We start from the raw sequence: 23,056 nt of genomic DNA, 5'->3' as shown, positions 1-23,056 counted from the left end.
TATGATAGATGATTATATGGAGCACTACAACAATACAAGAAAGCAATGGACGTTAAAAAAAATGACTCCGGCAGCATACCGAAGTCATTTAATCGCTGTTTAATGTAGCAAATGGTCTTTTATTAAAATGTCTACTTTATAGGGTTCAGTTCAGCTATACAGTTACTAGGCTTTTTATTCCCAAAAATTAGTATGTGATATTATCAATGAAAATTGAAACATTTTTCCTTGTCATCCGTACTGATATATAAGGAGTTGATATGAATGGAATGGAAGCAATTACAAAAAGAGCAGGAAAAGATTCATACACAACTAAGAAAAGCGGCAAGGCTAAACGAGCAGGGACAGTTAATTGACAAGCAGATTGAGCATACACAACAGGAAATAGACAAACATTTTAGTACACTCAATCAAATTCGGTCCAAACTACATAAATTAGAGGGTTTCTCATTTATGAATATGATTCGTACTTGGACGGGGCAACAAGATGAATTACGGGCTGAAAAAATTGATAAAGCAGCCGTGCTTGAATTAAAAATTAAAGAAGCGAAGAAAATACAGACGGATTTAAGCGAAGATAAAGTTCAAATAACTCAGAAATTAGCTCATATCAATACAATAGCCTTACAAGATGAGCTTCGAGAAATTCACGCAAAACAGAAGGGCTATTTACAAATCCATAATCCTGCACAGGCAGAGAGATTGGAGCATTTAGCTCAGGAAAAAATGCACACGAAGCAACTCATTACTGAAATTCAAGAAGCAGAAGGAGCAGGGGAGGTAGCTCTGACAAAGTTGGGGCAAGCAGCTGCGTCACTTCATTCGGCCAACGAATATTCGACTTGGGATACTTTCTTTGGTGGTGGAGTAGTCGCTACACACTTAAAGCATGGTGCACTTGATCAATCAGAAAATTACATACATAGTGCCCAAATTGCGTTGCAACGTTTTTACAATGAGTTATTAGATGTTCATGAGATGTCTACAAAGACACTACAAGTCGAAACAGATGGTTTTGTTAAATTTGCGGACTACTTCTTCGATGATCTTTTTTCAGCTTGGTCGGTCCATTCCAAAATTTCAACCGCAAGAGAACAGGTTTCACGTGTCCAAGATGATGTACATAATACAATTTGGCGTTTACAGGATAAACATAATAAAGCAGCGAACTATTTACAAACAATCGAACAAGAACAAGGGGCCATTTTCAATGCGTAAGTTCAGTCTGAGATTAATTTCTCAGACTTTTTATATGGGTAGTATTGTTGAATGATTTCAACTCTTCTGACGTTGTGCTAAAATAATACTTATACTATAACGTGGAAAATCACGTAAACTAAGGGAGTTTTACAACATGACAAGTCGTTTAGTGGAAGAGTTTTTTGAGCTCGTTCAAATTGATTCAGAAACAAAATATGAACAAGAAATCGCACCAATTTTAGTCGATAAGTTATCAGCACTTGGATTTACAGTAGTCCAAGATGACGCCCATACACGTAACGGACATGGTGCAGGCAATATTATTGCCACATTAAAAGGCACATTAGATGTAGAGCCGATCTATTTTACTTCTCATATGGATACAGTTGTTCCTGGTAAAGGCATAAAGCCATCATTACGCGAAGACGGTTATATTGTATCGGATGGCACAACGATTTTAGGTGCGGACGATAAGGCTGGACTTGCAGCACTACTAGAAATGGTAAAACGCTTAAAAGAGCAAAATATTGCTCACGGAGATATTGAGTTTATTATTACTGCTGGTGAAGAAAGCGGTCTTGTTGGTGCCAAAGAATTGGACCCTTCTATTATTAAAGCAAAATATGGCTTTGCTGTGGATAGTGATGGCAAAGTTGGAGGCATTGTGACAGCAGCACCGTTCCAAGCGAAAATTTTCGCGAAGATTATCGGCAAAACTGCGCATGCTGGAGTTGCGCCTGAAAAAGGAATTTCAGCTATTACAGTTGCATCAAAATGTATTGCACAGATGAAGCTAGGTCGATTAGATGAAGAAACAACAGCCAATATTGGTCGCTTTGAGGGTGGACAGGCGACAAATATTGTTTGCGACGAAGTTACTATTCTAGCTGAAGCGCGTTCGATTGATAAAACAAAATTAGATGCTCAAACAAAGCATATGCAAGAGACATTTGAACAAGTAGCTGCTTCATTAGGGGCACGAGCTGAAGTTGAAGTGAAGCTTATGTATCCAGGTTTCCGTGTAACCGAATCAGACAAAGTCGTTCAAGTGGCAATGGCAGCGGCACGCCAAATTGATCGTACACCTACATTAGGTATTTCAGGTGGTGGGTCCGATGCAAATGTGATTGCAGGCTTTGGTATCCCAACAGTTAATTTATCAGTTGGGTATGAGGATATTCATACGACGAATGAAAAAATACCCGTTGAAGAATTAGAAAAATTAGCAGATTTACTAGTTGAGATCGTCAAAGAATCTGCGAAAAAATAATAGTCGAATTTGAAGGGTGTGACCATATGGAAAGTGTAAAAGCAGTAGTTTTTGCTTGTGGTACAGAGGAATATGCAGTGCCTGTAGAGCAAGCGATTTCAATTGAAAAATTAGAGCAGGTAACACCTATTCCTCATTTACCTAACTATCTTTTAGGTTTTACAAGAATTCGTGGGGAACTTGTGCCTGTTCTAGATTTTGAACGAATATTATATAATCGCTCTTCCAATACAACAACTGCTCGGGTGATTGTATTGAATACAGATGTTGTTAACTATGGGTTGCTTGTTACGGAAGCTCGTGAAATTCTTGATTTAGATGAGTCTATACTTCAACAACTAGGACTTGTGAATTATAGTAAAACTCGCTATTTTACAGCTGTGGCTAATCTTGAAAACCGAATGATTACGTATGTTGACCCAAAAATACTCGTCAATTCATTAGAGGGTATTCGTGAAATTATCAATTATTTACACAAAATGCTTGAAAATGAAAAAGAAAACGTAGAGGCTTAGGCTTCTACGTTTTTCTTATGTTCAAATAGTATGTAATGTTGGGACAAGGCGAAGGCGACGTATGAACAGATTCCAAGACTACACAGCTATAAAAAGAAGCCCTTCCTGCAAAAACGGAAGGGCTTTGTCGCCTTCTTAAGAAAGACGACCACTGTAGTCTTCAAATTTAAATTCACGAATAATTTTAATACCTTCTTCATCATTGTAAGAAACGATAGAAGGCAGGTTAACACCGTTAAACATATGGTTTTTTACCATTGAATAATGGGCCATATCCGTAAATACAAGACGATCTCCTGGTTTTAATGGCTGTTCAAATGAATAATCACCAATAACATCACCAGCAAGACATGTTAGTCCACCTAAGCGATATGTGTGGGCAAATTCATTAGCTTGACCAGAACCAATAATCATTGGACGGTAGGGCATTTCAAGTACATCAGGCATATGACATGTTGCCGACGTATCTAAAATTGCAAGATCCATCCCATTTTCTTGAATATCAAGCACAGTAGCTACTAAATAACCAGTATTAAGGGCTACTGCTTCACCTGGCTCTAAATACACAAGCAGGTTATATTTTTCTTGCACATAATTAATGATGTTCACAAGCTTCTCTACATCATAATCTTCACGTGTAATATGGTGACCACCACCGAAATTCAACCATTTCATTTGATGTAATACATCACCAAATTTTTCTTCCACTACTTCAATAATACGCTCTAGCGTATCCGAGTTTTGTTCACACATTGCATGGAAGTGTAAGCCATCAATGCCGTCAAGTTGGGATTTATCGAAGTTAGCCAAAGTCGTTCCAAGACGGGAATTCGTATAGCAAGGATCGTAAAGAGCTGTTTCAATTTCAGAGTACTCAGGATTCACACGAATACCACATTCAATTGTTTTACCAGTAGATTTTACTTTATCCTTGAACTGAGCCCATTGGTTAAATGAGTTAAATACGACGTGATCCACATAGCCTAGAAGCTCGTCCATTTCATGCTCAATATAAGCAGGTGCATAAACGTGTACTTCTTTGCCCATTTTTTCATAGCCAAGACGTGCCTCATGCAGGGAGCTGGCTGTAATGCCTGCTAAATATTCCCCTACTAGAGGGAAAGTTGAATGCATAGAGAACCCTTTAAGGGCTAGTAAAATGCGGCAGCCTGTACGATCTTGAATTGATTTTAAAAGCTCAAGATTTTTTGTTAATAATCGCTCATCCACTACATAAGAAGGGGATGGAACTTTTGAAAAATCAATTGGTTTCATCGGCTTAATTCCTTTGCATCTAAATCAAGGTCTAGTAACTCTGGGTTATGGCTTTCTTGCCATGGTAGACCCCATTTATTTAATGCATCCATGAATGGATCTGGATTGAAATCTTCTACATTCCAAACACCTGGTTTACGCCATTCGCCGTTCATCACAAGCATTGCACCAATCATAGCTGGCACGCCAGTTGTGTAAGAAATTGCTTGTGAGCCCACTTCGTTATAGCATTCTTCGTGGTCACATACGTTGTACACATAATACGTTTTTTCTTTGCCATCTTTTAGACCGCGAATGATACAACCGATATTTGTTTTACCTTTTGTACGTGGTCCTAGAGAAGCTGGATCTGGTAATACCGCTGTCAGGAAGTGGATTGGTTGAATCATTTTACCTTCAAATTCGATCGGCTCGATTGATGTCATACCAACGTTTTCTAATACTTTTAAGTGTGTTAAGTATTTTTCAGAGAACGTCATCCAGAAGCGGATTTGTTTTAAACCTTTAATATTTTTCGCTAGTGATTCAAGTTCTTCATGGTATAGAAGGTAAATATCTTTTGGTCCAATTTCTGGTAAGTTATACACTTCTTTTTTCTCAAGTGGTGCCGTTTCAACCCACTCGCCTTCTTTCCAGTAACGACCATTCGCAGTAATTTCACGAATGTTAATTTCTGGGTTGAAGTTTGTTGCGAAATGATAACCATGATCTCCTGCGTTTGCATCCACGATATCGATATAGTGGATTTCATCAAATTCATGTTTTTGCGCATGAGCAGTGAAAACGCCTGTTACACCTGGGTCAAAACCGCTACCAAGTAATGCAGTTAAGCCAGCTTTTTCAAACTTCTCTTTATAAGCCCATTGCCATTTATATTCAAATTTTGCCGTTTCAGGTGGCTCGTAGTTTGCAGTATCCACATAGTGCACACCTGTCGCTAAGCAAGCATCCATAATCGTTAAGTCCTGATAAGGTAGGGCAACGTTAATCACTACATCTGGTCCGAAAGCTTTAATAAGCTCAATAACCTCTTCTGTATTATCTGCGTCTACCTGTGCAGTATGAATTTTTGTTTTTCCGCCGTCTAGTTTTTCTTTTAGAGCGTCACATTTTGAAACAGTTCTACTTGCGATACAAATTTCCTCAAATACGTCCGAATTTTGAACACACTTGTGTACCACAACACTGGCAACTCCGCCAGCTCCGATAATCAATGCTTTACCCAATTGTCTACCCCCAAGTTCATAAAAGTATTGTCAAACAAGCTGATTATACAGAAATTTGATATAGTACTCAATCATTGTTTTAAAATTTTCTACAAAAAATTTAATTTTTCTACATCAATTAGACGTAATCAGAAGAAAATAGCTTGGAAAACATGAAAAAATCCCTTTTCTACAAAGGTAGCAAGGGACATCATTGCTTGAAACATTAGAACATCATTTCACTCTTTTTATTTTAAAAATCGACTGGATATTTGTTGCTTTTCATCTCCCCATACATAAAAGAAAATCACAAGTAATGTACTTAAAAATCCCATCACTAGTGCATACGTACTGAGGGCTACATGTACTTGGCTTTGCACGGCATAAATGAATATAGCTCCTATTGTTAGCAAATTTCCAGTAATAAGCGATACAAAATGAAAACGTTTATTTATTGTAAGCCCCCCTTTGTAGATGAATGATTGAATGCCTCAAAATAAAGTTAGTCCACTTCAATTATCGCATAATTCAGAACTTTTATCCAATACTTTTATTTATAGGAAAAATTAAAGATGCTTTTTTAATACATCTTTTTATAGTATGATGAGAAAATAAAGGGAAAATTCATAGATTATTACAAGAAAGGGGGAGAAGATGAATCGTGAAATTACGAAATTCATTAACTTTTCAACTTGGAACGATTATTGCTGGTATTTTAGTAGTCATGTTAGGGATTACATCGTTCGCTACATACATAACTGCTTACAATAAACTTTATGATGCTGCTGGTGTGGAGGCATATGGGTGTGCCAATATTACAACTGGTTTAATTGCTCCTGAACTAATGGACAAGGCCATGCGTGGCGACCAGGCAGCTCAGGAACGGATTGGGAATGACTTAAACTGGACAACCGGACACAAAGATATTTTTCAAACTCAATATATTCTGTCCCTTGACGGTACATTGTTAGCGCTGGACGACCATTTAGCCGAGAAAGGATTTGCCCCTGGGGATTCTTTCTATTTGGATCAAGAGGCGATTGATAGGTTGTTACAAGATAAGCATCCAACTTACTCTCAGCCCTATACGTATGCTGACATGGATCGCTTATCGGGCTATGCGCCCATTTTCAAAGACCACGATTCAAGTAAAGAAATCATTGCCATCAGTGTGATCGATTTTGACGCCAATATTGTCAAAGAGCGTACATGGGATGTTGTGCGAAGTGGGATATTAATTAGTATTTTCCCTATGCTGATTGCTTCAATTATTACAGGGTTTTTAATCCGTCGAAAAGTGAAGCCAATTAGTGTTCTCATTCAACAGGCCAAAGAAATTGCGAATGGCAATTTAGCAGTAGCTGAAACAAAAATAAATAGCAAAGATGAGGTGGAGGATTTAGCGAAGACATTAAATCGTATGACCGCTAGCCTGCAAAGTATGATCATGACCATGCGTTCTACTTCTAATACACTTGCTAATAATGCAGATGAAACCGCTTGCACCTTAAACGAAATGACAAATACCATTCAAGAGGTCGCTCATAATATCGAAGAGGTAACAAGCACTGTGACGGCAGGCATGCATCATGCTGAAAATGCTACCGAAGTGCTTACCTCCTTAGCAGATGACTTGCAGGTAATCCAGTACAATGCTACGGATAGTGCTAATAATGCACGAGAAACAATGGAACTAGCAACAGAGGGAGAAAGGCTAGCCAAAGACATAAATAATGATATGGCATCGATTCAAAGTGGATCAGATGAAGTGAAGCATACTGTTGAAAACTTAGTTACGTCTGCTGCTAAAATACAGGCAATTACAACATCTATTGCTGGTATTGCATCACAAACAAATTTATTAGCACTGAATGCTTCTATCGAAGCGGCTAGAGCAGGAGAGCAAGGAAAAGGCTTTGCGATTGTTGCTGAGGAAGTGCGAAAGCTAGCAGAGCAGTCCAATGCAGAAGTATTACAAGTTGAACAGCTTATTCAGGATATGATGAAACATGTTCAACAAGTAATGTCGTCAACGAATGATAATACGCAATATATTGAAAAAGGAACAGAGACTGTCGGTTTAACAGCACAATCTTTGGGAAATATTTCAAACGCTGTAGCGAAGACCGTTGAGGAAATTATAAGTATTTCTCATGCAGTGACTGCTGAAAATGAAAAGTCAGCTCGAATTGTCCAGATGATACAACAATTAACTGAATCCATTAGAGACATCGAAGGAGCCATGAATAGAATTACTTTAGCAGCTCAGCAAACAACAGCAAGTATTGATGAGGTTGCACAAGGTTCGAATGAAACGACCCATATGGCACATACACTAGAGCAACACGTAAAAGCATTTAAATTAAAAGAATTGTAGAAAAATTAGAATAAGTTAGCTTTTGCTTGCGTGTCTAAGATGGTACACTATCAATAAGATTTTTCTTTTGGTGAAGGTGAGGATTTAGTGGTGGTAAAACAAATGGATGAGCAAGTACAGCAAATGAATGACTTATTTTTAAGTGGTCAAGTAAAAGAGAGTTATCGGCTAGCAAAGGAGATACTTGCCAACCAGACAAATTTAGAAGGTGAGACCCATCAGCTTATTCAGCAACATGTTGCATTACTCGAGGCAAATGGATATGCCAATATGCCCGAAACGACTGATGAAAAAGTCATACAAAGTGCCGAGCGTACAGATGGCTCGTACCCAGAGCGAGATGTTCTTACAGCCTATATCGGTACTCAAGATGATGAACAGTTTGGGAAGGTAATTGACGAATTATTAGCCGGACCCATTGAAGCACAGGCAAACGCGTATTATACGATGGCTGAATACTACGTTCTTACTAAAGAACAGGACAAAGCAATGGTACAATTTGCGGAGGCAATCAAATTACAGCCTAACAAGGGTCTCTATTGGGGTGCTTTTGCTCAATTTTTAAATCGTCATGAGGGGAGCCCTTATTTAGCACTTAGACTCATTGAGGAAGCCATACAGCTGGATGGTATGAATCCTCGCTGGCACTTTATTCAAGGGAATATTTTTTTACAGCTTGTAGCTGCTACGAAAAATTTAAGCTATTTACCTGCTTTAGAAGAGGCTTGGGAAAGAGCTAAAAAACGCTGTTCTACCAAGCAAATTACCTTGAAAATGGATCTCGTGAAATCAAATGATATGTTAAGACAATGGAAAAAACAAATGCTATAAATCTAGAAAAGAGATGTTCAAACTATTAATAATTATTTACTTTTGAGTATATTTATGCTATTATGAATGTATAAACGGACGTATGAAGCTTATCGATGACATGAAAGAAGTGTTTTTTTGAGTTTATATGTAGCGTATGTATTAGTGGGACTTGCCATTGCCATGCCTGTAGGTGCAATTACAGTCGAAATGACAAAGCAAGGACTCAAAAATGGTTTTCTGCACGGCTGGGCTGTAGGGCTTGGTGGCATGACCATTGACATCGTATTAGTTTTTGCCTTGTATATGGGATTAGCCTCCATTTTGGCTATGCCTATGGTACAGCTTCCGATGTGGATCATTGGAGCGGGCTTTTTATTCTTGTTAGGCTATGACTCTATTAAGAATGCCGATCATGATATTACATTGGCAGGAGAAAAAGTAACCAAGTCCTTTTTTGCCTCTTATTTTAATGGATTATTGGTAGCGATCTCCCCTGGTAACCTTGTTTTTTGGGTCAATGTATTCGGCGTGGTTCTAGCTAAATCTTATGGACAAGGGGAGCAATCAAGCTTTTTAATTATTGCTGCAGGCGTTCTGAGTGGAATTTTACTCCACGATCTTGGTTTACTAACCATTGTCTCAGTTACGCGTAAAGCCATGAATCGTAAAATGATTAAAACATTTACGATTGTCGCAGGATTCTTGTTAATTGGCTTTGCTGGATATTTTATATATGAATTTATACAAGCAATTAAAATTTATATATGAAAAGTGCGATCACTCAGATCGCACTTTTTTTATGATGGTGAAACGACTGTTGACTGCTCTTGGAGACAGGCCAAAATTTCTTCTGCTACTTGATGTGCTAAGGTAAGCTCTGACGTAAAGCCCACACAAGAACAATTCATTTCACCTAATATATAGCAATCTGCTCCAGCTTCATCCGTATCTAACATAAAATCAGCTGTCCAGATTAGTGGTAAGTCATAACCCCCTAATAGGCTCGTTACTTGAGGGAGTTGCGATAAAAAGTTTTCGACCAGCTCTTGCCAATCCTTTGGTGAATCATAGCGATATTGTGCACCTGAGAATAATGTTGCACTAAAGGCATCCTCAGTATTAGCAGGTTTTTTATGTACCACGTGAACAGGGTGATTGCGCAACATCAATAAGCGAACTTCACCTTCTGTAATACGAGGAAGAAAACGCATATCGATCAACATACCATTCAGTCCAGTAATATAGGGCTCACAGAATGTCATAAAGTCTCCAAGCGACCAATATTCAACATGATTATCTTTCGCTTCCGTACATTTAATTTGTGCATCTAGTGGAACTTCAGTCATTCCTTCAGCTAGAGGTTCTACTAATTTTACACGCCAAATACCTTCACCTGTAGAACCACGATTTTGCTTCAGAACACGTTCTGTTAATGCTAGTGAAGTAGGAAATTGCGCTTTAAATGCCTCAATCGTATAATAGGCGAACGTATCATCAGGTACTAAATTAGTAGCAATCAGCTTGGATAATACATCTTTAGAGCCATAGCTAATCATCGCATCGGGATGTGGCATGCCCATTACGCCGACTTGGCAAAGTTCTCGGAGCATCGCAAAATATTCTTCTTCATGTTGTAAATTGCCAGGGTTTATACGTGATACATAGGCAGCACCATGTTCCTTCACGTAGTCAAAAATTTGCTGTTTTTTTGCATTATCAAAAAAAAGCACCTCTGCATCTTGTCCACGTTGCTTTAAAGCTTCCACCATCGGCATTGTATCTGGACGATAGCCATCTGGTCCTTTATCTGTGCCACCCTCAACCTCGAAAAAAATAACTTTTTTATTCATCAATAATACCTCCTTTTTTGTTTGTCATTTATTTTCAGTATAGTAGACAAACAAGGAGAAAAGATATATGAAATATGTAAATTTTATGTATAAATTTATATAAACCAATATTTAATATAGGAGGTATTAACTACATGAAATTAGAAAAATCAGATATTTGGGTGTTTAAGCCTGTTTCTTCTGAAACACTGTGAGATATAGAATCATTAGAAGAATGAGCAAAGTGCCAATAAATTGATAACCTCCAAAGCTTATTTTTAACCACCATACACTTGTGATGACGGCCATTAATGGTTCTAAACTACCTAACAAGCTTGACTCCTTTGGGGATAAATAATGCAAGCTAGCAATATAAAACCAAAAAGCTAGCATGGTGCCGAATATAATAATAAAAAGAAAATAGGCAATCGTAGAAAATGTCCAGTCTGATACATCAATAGCCCATGGTGGATGGAAAAAACTCATAACGATTCCCCCAATGATCATGGACCAACCTACAACAAGTAAGGAATGAAATTGCTGGAGAAGTGGAACTGCATATAGTGTATAAAAGGCAACTGAAAGTCCTGATACTACACCCCAGAAGACCGCCATAAAAGGAACTGACAGTGTTGAAAAGGACCCATTTGTTAATAATAAAAAGGTTCCCACAAGCGTAAGTGTAACAGCAATACTATCCTGTTTTGTCAGCGGGCTTTGCTTAGATAAGAAGTAATACGCCATAATGAACAACGGTGCTAAATATTGTAGAAGCGTGGCTACTGCTGAATTTCCAATAGAAATAGACATCATATACGTATATTGGACAGCAAGCATGCCGAGTAAACTAAATAGAAGTTGTCTCATTGCATTTTGTTTTGTCCGCCACATTACAAATATTGACCCTTGTCGATGGGTTATTTTATATATTCCTATGAGTAATAGACCAGACAAAAGTAGACGACTAGAAACTAGCCATTCTACAGCTATTTGCTCCTGCTGAAACAGTCTTTGGGCTACGGTTCCACCGATTCCCCAAAAACTTGCCCCGAGGATAACTAGTAAAAAACCGAGGGACCGATTTTTTGGGATGATTTGATTCATGGATGAACATCTCCTAAACTATCAATATAAAGTGATTATAAGCGATCCATAAACCAATAAATATCGTGTTAACATGTTAAAAATATCAATATATTGAGGTGATGAGAATGCCTTTAACACATATAAAAGTTGCGAAAGATTTACAAGAGCTAACATTGCATGGATCGAAAGAATTTCCAGTTGCCTTGTATGAAACAACAATGAGAATGGATAGTATGGATTTTCTACCGCTTCATTGGCATAAAGAAATTCAATTTGTATATCTCAAAAGTGGACGTGCTAAGTATCGGATAGGAGCGAATGTTATAGTTTTAGAGGAGGGGGAAGGGCTATTCATCAACGCCTCACAATTACATGAGGCAAAGCCATTTCAAATGGAGCAGGCTATTGTTTACTGTATAAATGTAGATCCTATAATCATCGGTGGACATGAAGGCAGTATTTTTATAACTAATTATGTTCAACCTTATTTAACGAATCAGCGACTGCCATACGTCAAGCTTACAAAGGAGCTATCACAAAAAGTGGCATGTATGGCTGATATTTTGCGAGAGCAAGATGCCTTTTATCAACTAAAAGTATGGAGAGAGCTGCTATACATTTGGGAATTGATGTTAACCCAATCTTTGCTAACTGAAGAGATTATAGACCCCTCGATCATTGTGCAACAAGAACGGGCTAAAGTGATGCTAAATTTTTTACATACGCACTATCAGCAAAAAATAACGTTAGAGGATTTAGCGAAGCATGTGTATGTAAGTAGGGCTGAGTGTAGTCGTTATTTTAAGAAAATAATTGGACTGACACCATTTACTTATTTATTACAATATCGACTGCGCAAAAGTATTGAATTATTGAGGGATGACGAGCAAACCGTCACGATTATAGCTGCCAATACAGGCTTTAGTACAGTCAGCTATTATATTGAGAAGTTTAAAGAATATACAGGCTATTCACCACATGTTTATCGCAAGAAATTCCTGCAAAATATTAAATTGTGAAAAAATCTTGAACGTAAATGGAAAAAATATGATTATTTATGCCTGTAATCTATACATGATTCACCATTTACAATAAAGTGAAATTAATAGTATGTGGGGGGCGTTAGAATGATGGTTTTAAGGAAAAAGCAGCATATATGGCTAGCCTTTTTATTCATCGTGTTAGTCAGCAATTATACGCTTTATAATACGGGGCTTGGTTCTTCCATCTTGCCAATTGAAACAAATGGAGTTGTCCTAGGTTCCCTTATTGATTTAGTAGTCATCATACCTGTATTATGGATGTTTTATAAAGGGAAGTTTTCATTAAAGCAAGCCATTTTATTAGCTGCAATTGGCTGTCTTGCCGCACGTTTTATCATTCCGATAGAGCATCTTCAGCCATTTGTCGCAGTCACGTGGGCAGGCTTTGCCATTGAAGGCATGATGATCGTATTGGAAATTTTTCTCATTGCTACCCTTGTACGCTATTTGCCAAGGGTTCTTGCCGATGTACGCGCCAGTTCATTACCAGATTTATTTTCATTTTCAAAAGCTGTGGAAAAACAAATACCGCAGCATCCTGTCATTCAAATGGTTTGTTCCGATTTACTTGTCCTTTATTATGGATTTGCTAGCTGGAAGCGACAAGAACGACCCGGTTTTACTTTGCATAAAAATTCAAGCTATATCGCTTTTCAACTGATGATTATCCACGGTATTGTGATTGAAACAATTGGCATTCACTGGTGGCTACATGAGAAGTCTATGATCCTTTCCATTATTTTGCTCATTTTTAATGTGTATACAGTCATCTTTTTTATCGCAGATATGCAGGCGGTTCGATTAAATCCTGTATACGTAACAGACGAGACAATATATATTTCGCTAGGTTTAATGAAGCGTACAGAAATCGACTTTAATAAAATTGAAGAGATCGTAGAGGATAAGGTACAGTTAGAAGGAAAATTATCAAAGGATACGATAGATTTCGTGGCACGTGATTTTGGTGAAGCTTATCCGCACGTTATTTTAAAAATGAAAGAGCCAGTGGAAGTGACCTTTATGTTAGGCATTAAAAAAAGCTATCATCAAGTAGCGATTAAAGTTGATCAGTCACAAGAATTTAAACAAATGCTTCAACTAAAAATGTCAAAGCATTTTGCCTAAATATATGTATCGCCAACGTTTTGAATAAAAACGTTGGCTTTTTTTATTTAATCAAGGTCTGCGATTGCTTGTAAAATATCATCGCGGATGGCTTCCCAAAATTGCAGTTGAACCGAGTCGCAATACGTATAAAGCTCTTTATGCTGAATGTGATCGTATAGTGCGGCAATGTCTTCTTGATGGAAGGATAGTCGATGGTTTAGATTCGCTCGTTCTTCCTCCAAACAAAATAATTTATAGATATCAGCCAGGCGCTCCAGTTTGGCTAGTTTCTTGGTCATCGCCTCATATTGTTTTTGATGAAAACGTCCTACTGCAGAGGTCATCGAAATTTTTGCACGATGTTCCGACTGAAGACTACGACACTCCTCCTGGCGAATAGCTACACGATACCAAAATTCATAGCGAGTCGGTAATTCTCTTAGTTCATAGGTAAGCAATGATTTTAAAATTGTATGCACTTGTTCATATGTATCAATGCTTTTCTCTGCGTCTTTAAAAATCCCAAACATACAACCACCCCCATATAGTGTAATACTACACAGCTAGATAAAACTCCTTTCATTTAAGAAGTATCTCCTACTTTATTTTATGAAAAAACATATTAAGTTGGTGCATTCCTTGAAAGGTCTAACTTTTCAAGGAGCTATGACAAGATTTTGTTATTTTTGTACAAGTTTCTGAGAAATTAAAGAATAGGCATTTACAAAAAGAAAATAAATGTGTTAACTTTTAAAGTGTCTTAGGTTAACTTAAAAAGAGGAGGGAGGTTAACAATGCAACATTTTTGGGTTGTCGGTACTGATACAGATGTTGGTAAGACGATTGTCACCACATTGTTGATGTGTCAATTGCAAAGGCTGGGGTTGAAAATTACACCTTTTAAGCCTGTGCAAACAGGAGAGGTATACGACAATTTGCATAGCTATTATGCTGATACGGCTATGTATGAGAAGTATTCCTTGCAAGCTTTAAATAAAGAGCATATGAATGGCTATTCGTTTAAGGAAGCCGCATCGCCTCATTTTGCTGCTCAACTGGAGGGACAGCAAATTGATGTAGAAAATCTTTTACAGCGTATTCAATGCTTACAAGAATCCTACGATGTCGTTATAGCTGAGGGAGCAGGTGGATTGTTTGTGCCTTTAGATGTTCAACAAAGCATCACACTGCTCGATGTCATTGTGAGTAGCAAATTGCCAGTAGTGCTTGTTACTAGGACATCCCTTGGGACCATCAATCACACCTTGTTAACGATGGAGGCATTGCAATCACGCCAGATTGACGTTCTTGGCATTGTTTTTAATGGTGACACGGGCAGTATGATGGAACAGGACAATATAAAAACGATTTTACAGTATCACCCTTTGCCCTATGCGGTTATTCCACGTCTTCAGGACATTTCACAGCTAGTGAATATCAACATTACACACACAACATTATTTGAAAGGCTTTATGGAAATGATACGAGAAATAACTGACTTACAAGCTAGAGATTTACAGCATATTTGGCATCCGTGCTCGCAAATGAAAGATTACGAAGCATTTCCGCCAATCGTCATAAAAAAAGGACAAGGTGTGTGGCTTTATGATGAGCATGATAAACGCTATTTGGACGCAGTTTCCTCATGGTGGGTAAATTTATTTGGACATGCCAATCCGCGGATCAGTCAAGCCTTAAGTCATCAAGCCTTTACGTTGGAGCATACGATTTTTGCTAATTTTACACATGAACCGGCTATTCGGTTAGCTGAAAAACTAGTCGCTTTAGCACCACCTGGTTTACATAAAGTGTTTCTTGCGGATAACGGCTCTTCTGCCGTTGAAGTGGCATTGAAGATGAGCTTTCAATACCATATGCAAACTGGAAAACAAACAAAGACTAGATTTCTAGCGTTTACAGATGCGTATCATGGTGAAACCATTGGTGCTTTATCTGTAGGAGGGGTAGGACTGTACAATGAAGTATTTGAGCCACTTTTATTGGATACTGTACGTGCCCAGGGGCCGGATTGTTTCCGTTGCCCGTTTCAGAAAGTACCAGAAAGCTGTGACGCACCATGCAGTCAATTCGTAGAAGAACAGCTCAAGGTGCATCATGAGGAAATCGCGGCAGTTATTATAGAACCACTTATTCAGGCAGCAGCAGGGATGAAAATGTATCCACCCATTTATTTAAAACGGCTTCGAGCATTATGCTCACAATACGATGTTCATCTAATTGCTGATGAAATAGCTGTTGGATTCGGTCGTACAGGAACAATGTTTGCCTGTGAGCAGGCGAATATCACACCTGATTTTATGTGTTTATCCAAAGGCATAACAGGCGGCTATTTACCATTATCTGCTGTCCTCACAAGTAATGAAGTGTATAACGCATTTTATGATGAATATGGGACAATGAAAGCATTTTTACATTCTCATAGCTATTCTGGTAATACATTGGCATGTCGTGTGGCGCTGGAAGTATTAACAATATTTGAAGAAGAGCAAATAATGGACATGATTCAACGCAAGGGGCAACAAATGCGAGAGCTAGCAATGGCAGCATTTGATGATATGCCTTATGTGGGTGAGTACAGACAAGTTGGTTTAGTGGGGGCTATAGAACTTGTTGCAGACCGTCAGACGAAGGAGCCATTTGCCAGTGAAGAACGAATTGGTTACCAAATTTATCAACAAGCATTAGTAAAAGGTCTACTCATACGACCTCTTGGCAATATTTTGTATTTTATGCCACCTTATATCATTTCAAATGAAGAAATGACGTTCATGATGAAAACAACGAAAGAAACGATTGAACAATTTTTCAAAGATAGGGGGGAGGAGGTTGATTAAACGTTATTCTACATTAGCATTAGTCATGATTGCCATGTTCGCTGCATTAACGGCGATCGGGGCGTTTATTAAAATTCCATTACCGATTGTCCCGTTTACTTTACAAATTGTTTTCGTTTTTTTAGCAGGATGTTTACTAGGTAGTCGCAATGGATTATATAGTCAGCTTGTTTATATCGGTGTTGGCTTAGTAGGGCTACCTGTTTTTACTCAGGGCGGAGGCATTACTTATGTATTACAGCCCACATTTGGCTATCTTATTGGCTTTGCTATTGCCGCCTATGTGATTGGAATGATTGTTGAGAGAATTGAAAAGCCAACGAAAAAGCATTTTATTGGGGCGACAATTTTAGGACTTTTCATTGTATATGCTGTAGCTGTTCCATATTTATATATAGCTTTAAACTTCTGGTTAGATATGAAAACAAGCTGGTCACATGTTTTTGTTGTTGGCTTTGTAAGCAGTATCATTGCTGATTTTGGCTTAGCTATTTCAGCCGGCTTATTAGCAGAGAAATTGTATAAAGTATTTCATTCAGCTAGAAGAGAAAGTATTTCTCAAGGGGAAGGGGAGACGATGATATGAATTTTTTACAGGTAGCACGGGAAGTAATTGATGGCAAAATCATTAGCAATGAGGAGGCACTTGCTATTTTAAATAGTAAGGATGATGAGCTATTACAATTGATGGATGGTGCCTTTGCTATTCGTCGGCATTATTATGGTAAAAAAGTAAAGCTGAATATGATTATGAATGCTAAAAGCGGCTACTGCCCAGAGGATTGTGGCTATTGTTCTCAATCCTCTAAATCAACAGCACCTATTGAAAAATATCCTTTTATTACGAAAGAGGAAATCTTGGCTGGTGCGAAACGAGCATTTGACAATAAGATTGGAACGTATTGTATTGTGGCAAGTGGTCGTGGGCCGACAAGGAAGGACGTCAATGTCGTAAGCGAGGCAGTTGCTGAAATTAAAGAAAAATATGGCTTGAAGGTTTGTGCCTGTCTTGGCTTGCTAAAAGAAGAACAGGCACAGCAATTAAAGGAGGCCGGGGTGGATCGCTACAACCATAATTTGAATACCTCTGAGCGTCACCATTCCTTCATTACGACTTCACATACGTATGAGGATCGTGTCAATACGGTAGAGATTGTTAAAAAACATGGTATCTCCCCTTGCTCGGGCGCCATTATTGGGATGAAGGAAACTCGGGAGGATGTCGTCAATATTGCGCGTGCCCTCCATCAATTAGATGCAGATTCGATTCCTGTTAACTTTTTAAATGCGATTGACGGCACAAAGCTGGAAGGGACAAGGGACTTAAATCCACGTTATTGTTTAAAGGTCTTGGCATTATTCCGTTACATCAATCCAACAAAGGAAATTCGAATTTCGGGTGGCCGTGAAATCAATCTCGGCTCTCTACAGCCACTGGGCCTTTATGCAGCGAATAGTATATTTGTTGGGGATTATTTAACAACTGCAGGCCAGGAAGCCAATAGTGATTATCGTATGTTGGAGGATTTAGGCTTTGAGATTGAATTAACGCAAAAGCAAGAGGCAGCATTTTGTTAGGGCTTTAGAAATAAAATCTACTAAAGAGAACCGTGCACTCGTACGGTTTTTTGCTTAAGATGGATACAGTTGTAATGATGATGGATCAATAGAAAGAATCTACGGATAAAAGCCGTAATGCAATGGATAGTGAGTGAAAAATGACGGATAAACCTAACATCTCAAACCGGTTTTATACCTAAAAAATAAAGAAATTCACAAATTGTTCAATGAAAGCGGTTTGAAATTGAACAGTTTGTGAAGACCTTCACATAAAGCTTTCTTTTTCATAAATTCAGCGTAAAATAAGAATCAAGTAAGGAATTGTTGTAAAACAGTTGACGAGTAGTGTCACAAATTTTAGTGATTGTTATAGTACAAAAAATAAGAGAAGGGAGCTTTTTACATGTGGGTTATTACAGTATTTGATAAAAAGGATGTTCGAATTTTTGAGTATGCAAACAAAAATGAGGCAACAGAGGCTTTGGCGAAATTCAAAAAAAATGCGGTTTTAACATATACAAAATAAAAGTTCTTTTTTCTACAGCCCTCGACAGTTGAGGGCTGTTTTTTTAATGAACAACAATTGAAAAGGCACTATACACAAGTAATAAAGCCATGATGATATTAAACAATTGTCGATGCTGCTGCAATACCTTTTGGAAAACAGACCCACATAATGCCCAACTAAATGTACTAATGATCCCAATGAAGCCTAAAAAGAGGGAGAATAGTAGATAGCTTATGTAGGAAGAATTATAAGGAAGGATGTAGGTAGCAACTACGGTAATCCCAAATAGTATTCCTTTTGGATTGATAAATTGTAAGAAGGTTCCTATAAAAAATAAGTTCCGTCTTTCTTCTACGTTGTTGCTTTCCTCCTGTTCTTTGCTTGTCACAATTTTAAAGGCTAAGTATAGCATATAGCCAACACCAAAAATGGTTAAGGGTAATTTAATGGTCGGTAAAATATTTAGCATGACGATGTTGAAAAAGCTGCTCAGAGCAATAATGATAAAAAATCCAATTCCCACACCAAAACAGAAGGGCAACGTTTTTGATAAGCCATGCTGTTTGGCAAATACCATGGCCATAAAGTTGTTAGGGCCAGGAGTGAAGCTTGTAATCGTGATAAAAACTAAAAAGGAAAATATAGGCAAGGACCATCACCACTTTCAATTTGTATGTTATAATGTCCGAAACAGACATTATAACGTTGTTTGTTTTATTATACATAACGTGCGTTATATTGTATATATTTAAAAGGAGATTAAATATGGATGATATTCAACTGATTTTTGCTCGAAATTTAAAGGCTATTCGTGAGAGAGAAATTAAGCCTAGAGAAGGTATCGCAACTAAGCGGGGTTAGTAAAGCCATGATTGGACAAATTGAAAGAGGGGAGTCGAGCCCAACATTAACTACCATTTGGAAAATAGCTAATGGGTTAAAAGTTTCTTTCACAGAGCTTATTCATCAACCGCAAGCAGAGATAGAGCTCATCTTAGGCAATGACATTCATGCATTAGAGGAAGATAACGGGAAATATATCGTCTACCCTCATTTTCCTTTTCAAAAGGATAGCCGCTTTGAAATTTATAGTATCGAGATAAAGGAGAATGGAACATTACACGCTGAGGCACATAGAGAAGGAACGGAGGAATATTTAACCGTTTTTGATGGGGAATTAATCATTCGAATACAAAGTAAGGACTATCGATTAGCAAGCGGTGATGCCATCCGTTTTAAAGCTGATCGCCCCCACACATATATCAACCCTGGGAAGACTTTAACACGTCTCAGCATGACCATATACTATCCACATTAATAAACCGTATAAACGCCTTCAAAGCGTTTATACGGTTTCATTTTTTTACAGTATACTTGCTAAACGTTTAATACCCTCGCGGATTACTTCAGGTGTTGCATTTGTATAGTTTAAGCGCATTGTATTCACGTTCGTTTTCGATGTATAGAATGGATCACCCGGCACGAAGGCAACCTTTTGTTCCATCGCTTTATGGAATACATCAAGGGCTGACGTACCATCCTTCATTGTTGCCCAAATGAACATGCCTCCCTCAGGTCGTGTGTACTCAACATGGGCAGGGAAAAACTCTTGCATCGCATCTAGCATCGCTTCTGATTGATTTTTATATAAGCTAATTATTTTATTAACATGCTCCGTGTAATCATTACTTGCTAAATAATCATAGATAACATATTGCGAGAAAATATTCGTATGAAGATCAGAAGCTTGCTTAGCTGTTTCGATATGCTGTAAAAGCTCTTTATTTTTTGTAATGATAAAACCAAGACGCATGCCAGGTGTGACCGTCTTAGAGAAAGAACCTAGTAAAATACTATTTTCTAATTTACCAGCGCCGATATAAGGAAGTGGCTCGCCTTGGAAACGTAGCTCCCCATAAGGATCATCCTCAATTAAAGCAACATCATACTTGGCAACCAATTCGTATATTTGCTCACGCTTTTCTTTCGAGTATGTGAGACCCGTTGGATTTTGGAAGTTTGGAACTGTGTAAATAAATTTTACATTTGGTTGTTGTAGGGCTTGCTCTAATTCTTCCAGATTAAGACCATCGTTTTCTAGTGTTACCCCATGAAAGGTTGGTTCAGCTAATGTAAAGGCTTGAATAGCCCCTAAGTAACCAGGCTCTTCGATAATAATGCCATCGCCCTTATTAATAAGTACTTTACCAATTAATTCAAGTGCTTGCTGTGAACCTGTTGTAATAAAGACGTCGTCAGCATGGATATCAAGCCCGTGGACACGTTGATACTTCGCAGCAATGTACTCACGTAATGGTGCATAACCTTGAGTTGAAGAATATTGAAATAGACGGCTACCATTTTTTGTGATAGCTTGATCTACTGATGCTCTTAATGCATCAATTGGGAAAGAGATTGGGTTTGGAAGCCCACCTGCAAAGGAAATGACATCCTCTGCATCTGTCACTTTCAAAATATTTCGAATAAATGAGGATGGAGTATTTAAGATTCTTTCAGAATATTGCATAATGATCGGTCCTTTTTTTCTGATTTTTTAAAAATTATATCATTGTCATCGGTTGCATACAATATTATCATTGTATGCAAGACAATTAAACTATTGTATGCAAATTAATAGAAAGAAGGCGCTTTGCGAATGCCTATTAATTCATTTGATGCGTATCCTATGAGTTGGAAGCCAGATATTAGTAATAGCACGGCTCCATTATATATAGCCATTGCACAACAGCTAGAGCTAGACATTAAAGAAGGAAGGCTAACGCCAGGAACAAAATTGCCACCGCAACGCGAATTAGCAGATTTTTTAGATGTGAATTTAAGCACGATTACACGTGCATTTAAGCTCTGTGGACAAAAGGGATTAATATATGCCTCGATTGGTAGTGGCACATTTGTTTCAACGGATGCAGCTAGCAATAAAATTTTATTACCATCAAACCGTACGACACCGATCATTGAAATGGGCTCCGTACTACCAGATAACTTTGTCAATGAGGACATTACTCGTTATATGAAAAAAATGGTAGGTGAACCTAGCTTTCCTAAACTATTTCAATATGGGCGACCTGAGGGTAACGCTTGGCAAAATGAGGCCGTGCTCAAGCTCTTCGAATTGGTAAATTTTCAAACAGATCAGCCCATTTTGCTTGGAGCTGGTGGACAAAATGCCATTGTTGGAACACTTGCGGCATTATTCCAGCCAGGCGATCGAATTGGGACAGATCCTATTACTTACGCTGGGGTGAAAACTGCTGCCAATATGCTAGGTATTCAGCTTGTCGCTATACAACAATGCCAGGGTGAGATGACAAAAGAAGGACTGCTGTATGCTTGTAAAAATGAACATATTAAAGGCATTTATGTCATCCCTGATTTTCATAATCCAACTACACATACGATGTCGGTAGAAACAAGAAAAATGATCGCAGAAGTAGCAAGACAGAGAAATTTGCTTGTCATTGAGGATGCAATTTATAGCTTTCTTAAGGAAAATCCATATGCTCCGATTGCTTCCTATGCACCAGAAAAAGTGATCTATATTGCTAGTCTGTCGAAAACAATCTCACCAGGGCTGCGACTATCCTTTATCGTCACACCTCCTGCATTTCGTAAAAAAATAATGGAAACTCTCTATAATATCAATATATCAGTCTCTCCAATTATGCTAGAGCTTGCAGCAAGATTGATACATGAAGGAGTTGCTCAAACCATATTGGAAAAACATCGAGCATATGCAAAACAACAAAATGCACTTGTTAATCATTATTTAGCAGAGTATCACATTTTAGGTGACGAGGAATGTATTTTCAGATGGCTCCTATTGCCAGACAAATTCACAGGCGTACAATTTGAATTGCTGGCCTCAAAAGCGGGTGTACAGGTCTATGCTGCAGAACGCTTCGCAGTCGGCAATGCAAAGCCAGTGAATGCTGTGCGTATGGCTATAGCAGCTCCAGAGTATCAGTTGGAGCAAGCATTAATCATCTTAAAGGATATTCTCGAAAGTAATGGTGACTATACATTTGTTGATTAATCGTCTTTAAGTCATACGAAGAGGTATAGAGATATTAATGAAGAGTGCGTGATTCTTAGGTGGGCAAGTCTATTGCAATTGTAGGAAACCTAAAATTTTAAGTGCGCTAGGCATTACATAACTATGACTATCCATGAGGAAAAACATAAAAGTCCGTAGACAAACTCTTAAAATGTTAAGTTTGTCTACAGACTCGTTTATGTATTGACAGTCAAACTTATAAATCTAGCCTATAATAATATTCATGAGTTGTCATGTCCCCTGTAAAAGTGTTTACTTTCCTAGTAAACGTAAACCCATAAGATGTATATAATTTTTTCGATTTGCTCATACATAAAGAAACTTATTAAAACCTCAT

General features: G+C 38.0%; 22 protein-coding genes and 1 pseudogene. 16 read left to right on the top strand and 7 right to left on the bottom strand.

Annotated elements, in window-relative coordinates:
• The 4 genes from C9J29_RS17735 to C9J29_RS17720 form a co-directional block, all read left to right on the top strand.
• Positions 1–103: IS3 family transposase (locus C9J29_RS17735; RefSeq protein WP_153062678.1), on the top strand; the 103-nt coding region annotated here is incomplete at its 5' end.
• Positions 104–264: 161 nt separating this feature from the next.
• Positions 265–1,218 carry a hypothetical protein gene (locus C9J29_RS17730; RefSeq protein WP_107922540.1) on the top strand — a complete coding sequence of 318 codons (954 nt, stop codon included), beginning with the start codon at positions 265–267 and terminating at the stop codon, positions 1,216–1,218.
• 136 nt (positions 1,219–1,354) lie between these two features.
• Complete coding sequence (locus C9J29_RS17725) at positions 1,355–2,470, top strand: M20/M25/M40 family metallo-hydrolase (RefSeq protein ID WP_008181660.1); 1,116 nt, start codon at positions 1,355–1,357, stop codon at positions 2,468–2,470.
• Between the two features lie 26 nt (positions 2,471–2,496).
• Complete coding sequence (locus C9J29_RS17720) at positions 2,497–2,985, top strand: chemotaxis protein CheW (RefSeq protein ID WP_090002567.1); 489 nt, start codon at positions 2,497–2,499, stop codon at positions 2,983–2,985.
• A gap of 135 nt (positions 2,986–3,120) precedes the next feature.
• Here C9J29_RS17720 and nspC read toward each other — a convergent pair whose 3' ends face one another.
• Both nspC and C9J29_RS17710 read right to left on the bottom strand, forming a co-directional pair.
• The gene (nspC, locus tag C9J29_RS17715) at positions 3,121–4,260 is read right to left on the bottom strand and encodes a carboxynorspermidine decarboxylase (protein ID WP_025116106.1); all 1,140 of its coding nucleotides are present in this window, start codon (positions 4,258–4,260) and stop codon (positions 3,121–3,123) included.
• Positions 4,257–5,486, bottom strand: coding sequence for a saccharopine dehydrogenase family protein (locus C9J29_RS17710; protein WP_008181665.1), 1,230 nt, complete (start codon positions 5,484–5,486; stop codon positions 4,257–4,259). Before C9J29_RS17710 ends, nspC begins: the two co-directional genes overlap by 4 nt.
• A 640-nt stretch (positions 5,487–6,126) precedes the next feature.
• On the opposite strand from C9J29_RS17710, the gene C9J29_RS17700 reads away from it, so the two are divergent.
• The 3 genes from C9J29_RS17700 to C9J29_RS17690 all read left to right on the top strand — a co-directional run bounded on the left by C9J29_RS17700 (position 6,127) and on the right by C9J29_RS17690 (position 9,423).
• A complete protein-coding gene (locus tag C9J29_RS17700; RefSeq protein ID WP_090002568.1) occupies positions 6,127–7,842 on the top strand; it encodes a methyl-accepting chemotaxis protein in 1,716 nt (571 codons plus the stop codon).
• Positions 7,843–7,944: 102 nt separating this feature from the next.
• Positions 7,945–8,673 carry a tetratricopeptide repeat protein gene (locus C9J29_RS17695; RefSeq protein ID WP_237068870.1) on the top strand — a complete coding sequence of 243 codons (729 nt, stop codon included), beginning with the start codon at positions 7,945–7,947 and terminating at the stop codon, positions 8,671–8,673.
• A gap of 117 nt (positions 8,674–8,790) precedes the next feature.
• Entirely contained in the window at positions 8,791–9,423 is a 633-nt protein-coding gene (locus C9J29_RS17690) for a LysE family translocator (protein ID WP_008178185.1), read from the top strand.
• A gap of 29 nt (positions 9,424–9,452) precedes the next feature.
• On the opposite strand, the gene C9J29_RS17685 is transcribed toward C9J29_RS17690, so the two are convergent.
• Together C9J29_RS17685 and C9J29_RS17680 are read right to left on the bottom strand one after the other, a co-directional pair.
• Positions 9,453–10,505: a Cj0069 family protein gene (locus tag C9J29_RS17685; RefSeq protein WP_107922539.1), complete on the bottom strand. Its 1,053-nt coding sequence runs from the start codon at positions 10,503–10,505 to the stop codon at positions 9,453–9,455.
• 165 nt (positions 10,506–10,670) lie between these two features.
• On the bottom strand, positions 10,671–11,588 hold the full coding sequence (locus C9J29_RS17680) for a DMT family transporter (RefSeq protein WP_107922538.1): 918 nt from the start codon (positions 11,586–11,588) through the stop codon (positions 10,671–10,673).
• Positions 11,589–11,695: 107 nt separating this feature from the next.
• Between C9J29_RS17680 and C9J29_RS17675 the strand changes: the two genes are divergently transcribed.
• Both C9J29_RS17675 and C9J29_RS17670 read left to right on the top strand, forming a co-directional pair.
• Positions 11,696–12,589, top strand: a complete 894-nt coding sequence (locus tag C9J29_RS17675) for an AraC family transcriptional regulator (protein ID WP_107922537.1) — start codon at positions 11,696–11,698, stop codon at positions 12,587–12,589.
• A 108-nt stretch (positions 12,590–12,697) separates the two neighbouring features.
• The gene (locus tag C9J29_RS17670) at positions 12,698–13,738 is read left to right on the top strand and encodes a beta-carotene 15,15'-monooxygenase (RefSeq protein ID WP_107922536.1); all 1,041 of its coding nucleotides are present in this window, start codon (positions 12,698–12,700) and stop codon (positions 13,736–13,738) included.
• 47 nt (positions 13,739–13,785) lie between these two features.
• Here the strand turns inward: C9J29_RS17670 and C9J29_RS17665 are convergent, their stop codons facing one another.
• Positions 13,786–14,250 carry a hypothetical protein gene (locus C9J29_RS17665; RefSeq protein WP_008178191.1) on the bottom strand — a complete coding sequence of 155 codons (465 nt, stop codon included), beginning with the start codon at positions 14,248–14,250 and terminating at the stop codon, positions 13,786–13,788.
• Between the two features lie 264 nt (positions 14,251–14,514).
• On the opposite strand from C9J29_RS17665, the gene bioD reads away from it, so the two are divergent.
• The 5 genes from bioD (at position 14,515) to C9J29_RS24975 (ending at position 18,662) form a co-directional block, all read left to right on the top strand.
• A complete protein-coding gene (gene bioD, locus C9J29_RS17660) occupies positions 14,515–15,219 on the top strand; it encodes a dethiobiotin synthase (protein WP_089986278.1) in 705 nt (234 codons plus the stop codon).
• Positions 15,200–16,576, top strand: coding sequence for an adenosylmethionine--8-amino-7-oxononanoate transaminase (gene bioA, locus C9J29_RS17655; RefSeq protein WP_043990462.1), 1,377 nt, complete (start codon positions 15,200–15,202; stop codon positions 16,574–16,576). Before bioD ends, bioA begins: the two co-directional genes overlap by 20 nt.
• Positions 16,569–17,162 (top strand): biotin transporter BioY, encoded by a 594-nt coding sequence (locus C9J29_RS17650; RefSeq protein WP_089986279.1) that lies wholly within the window; start codon positions 16,569–16,571, stop codon positions 17,160–17,162. Before bioA ends, C9J29_RS17650 begins: the two co-directional genes overlap by 8 nt.
• The gene (gene bioB / locus C9J29_RS17645) at positions 17,159–18,154 is read left to right on the top strand and encodes a biotin synthase BioB (RefSeq protein ID WP_107922535.1); all 996 of its coding nucleotides are present in this window, start codon (positions 17,159–17,161) and stop codon (positions 18,152–18,154) included. Before C9J29_RS17650 ends, bioB begins: the two co-directional genes overlap by 4 nt.
• A gap of 385 nt (positions 18,155–18,539) precedes the next feature.
• The gene (locus C9J29_RS24975) at positions 18,540–18,662 is read left to right on the top strand and encodes a hypothetical protein (protein WP_008178200.1); all 123 of its coding nucleotides are present in this window, start codon (positions 18,540–18,542) and stop codon (positions 18,660–18,662) included.
• Positions 18,663–18,705: 43 nt separating this feature from the next.
• Here C9J29_RS24975 and C9J29_RS17640 read toward each other — a convergent pair whose 3' ends face one another.
• The gene (locus C9J29_RS17640) at positions 18,706–19,293 is read right to left on the bottom strand and encodes a LysE family transporter (RefSeq protein WP_043990450.1); all 588 of its coding nucleotides are present in this window, start codon (positions 19,291–19,293) and stop codon (positions 18,706–18,708) included.
• 116 nt (positions 19,294–19,409) lie between these two features.
• On the opposite strand from C9J29_RS17640, the pseudogene C9J29_RS17635 reads away from it, so the two are divergent.
• Positions 19,410–19,962 (top strand): annotated as a pseudogene (locus tag C9J29_RS17635) (helix-turn-helix domain-containing protein).
• 45 nt (positions 19,963–20,007) lie between these two features.
• Here C9J29_RS17635 and C9J29_RS17630 read toward each other — a convergent pair.
• Entirely contained in the window at positions 20,008–21,171 is a 1,164-nt protein-coding gene (locus C9J29_RS17630) for an aminotransferase-like domain-containing protein (RefSeq protein ID WP_107922534.1), read from the bottom strand.
• Positions 21,172–21,300: 129 nt separating this feature from the next.
• On the opposite strand from C9J29_RS17630, the gene C9J29_RS17625 reads away from it, so the two are divergent.
• Entirely contained in the window at positions 21,301–22,698 is a 1,398-nt protein-coding gene (locus C9J29_RS17625; protein WP_090002576.1) for an aminotransferase-like domain-containing protein, read from the top strand.
• Positions 22,699–23,056: the final 358 nt, after the last annotated feature.

Source organism: Lysinibacillus fusiformis, assembly GCF_003049525.1.
Taxonomy (GTDB): Bacteria; Bacillota; Bacilli; order Bacillales_A; family Planococcaceae; genus Lysinibacillus; species Lysinibacillus fusiformis.
The sequence above is the reverse complement of the archived record's forward strand: the minus strand, read 5'-3'. Positions and strand labels throughout refer to the sequence as shown.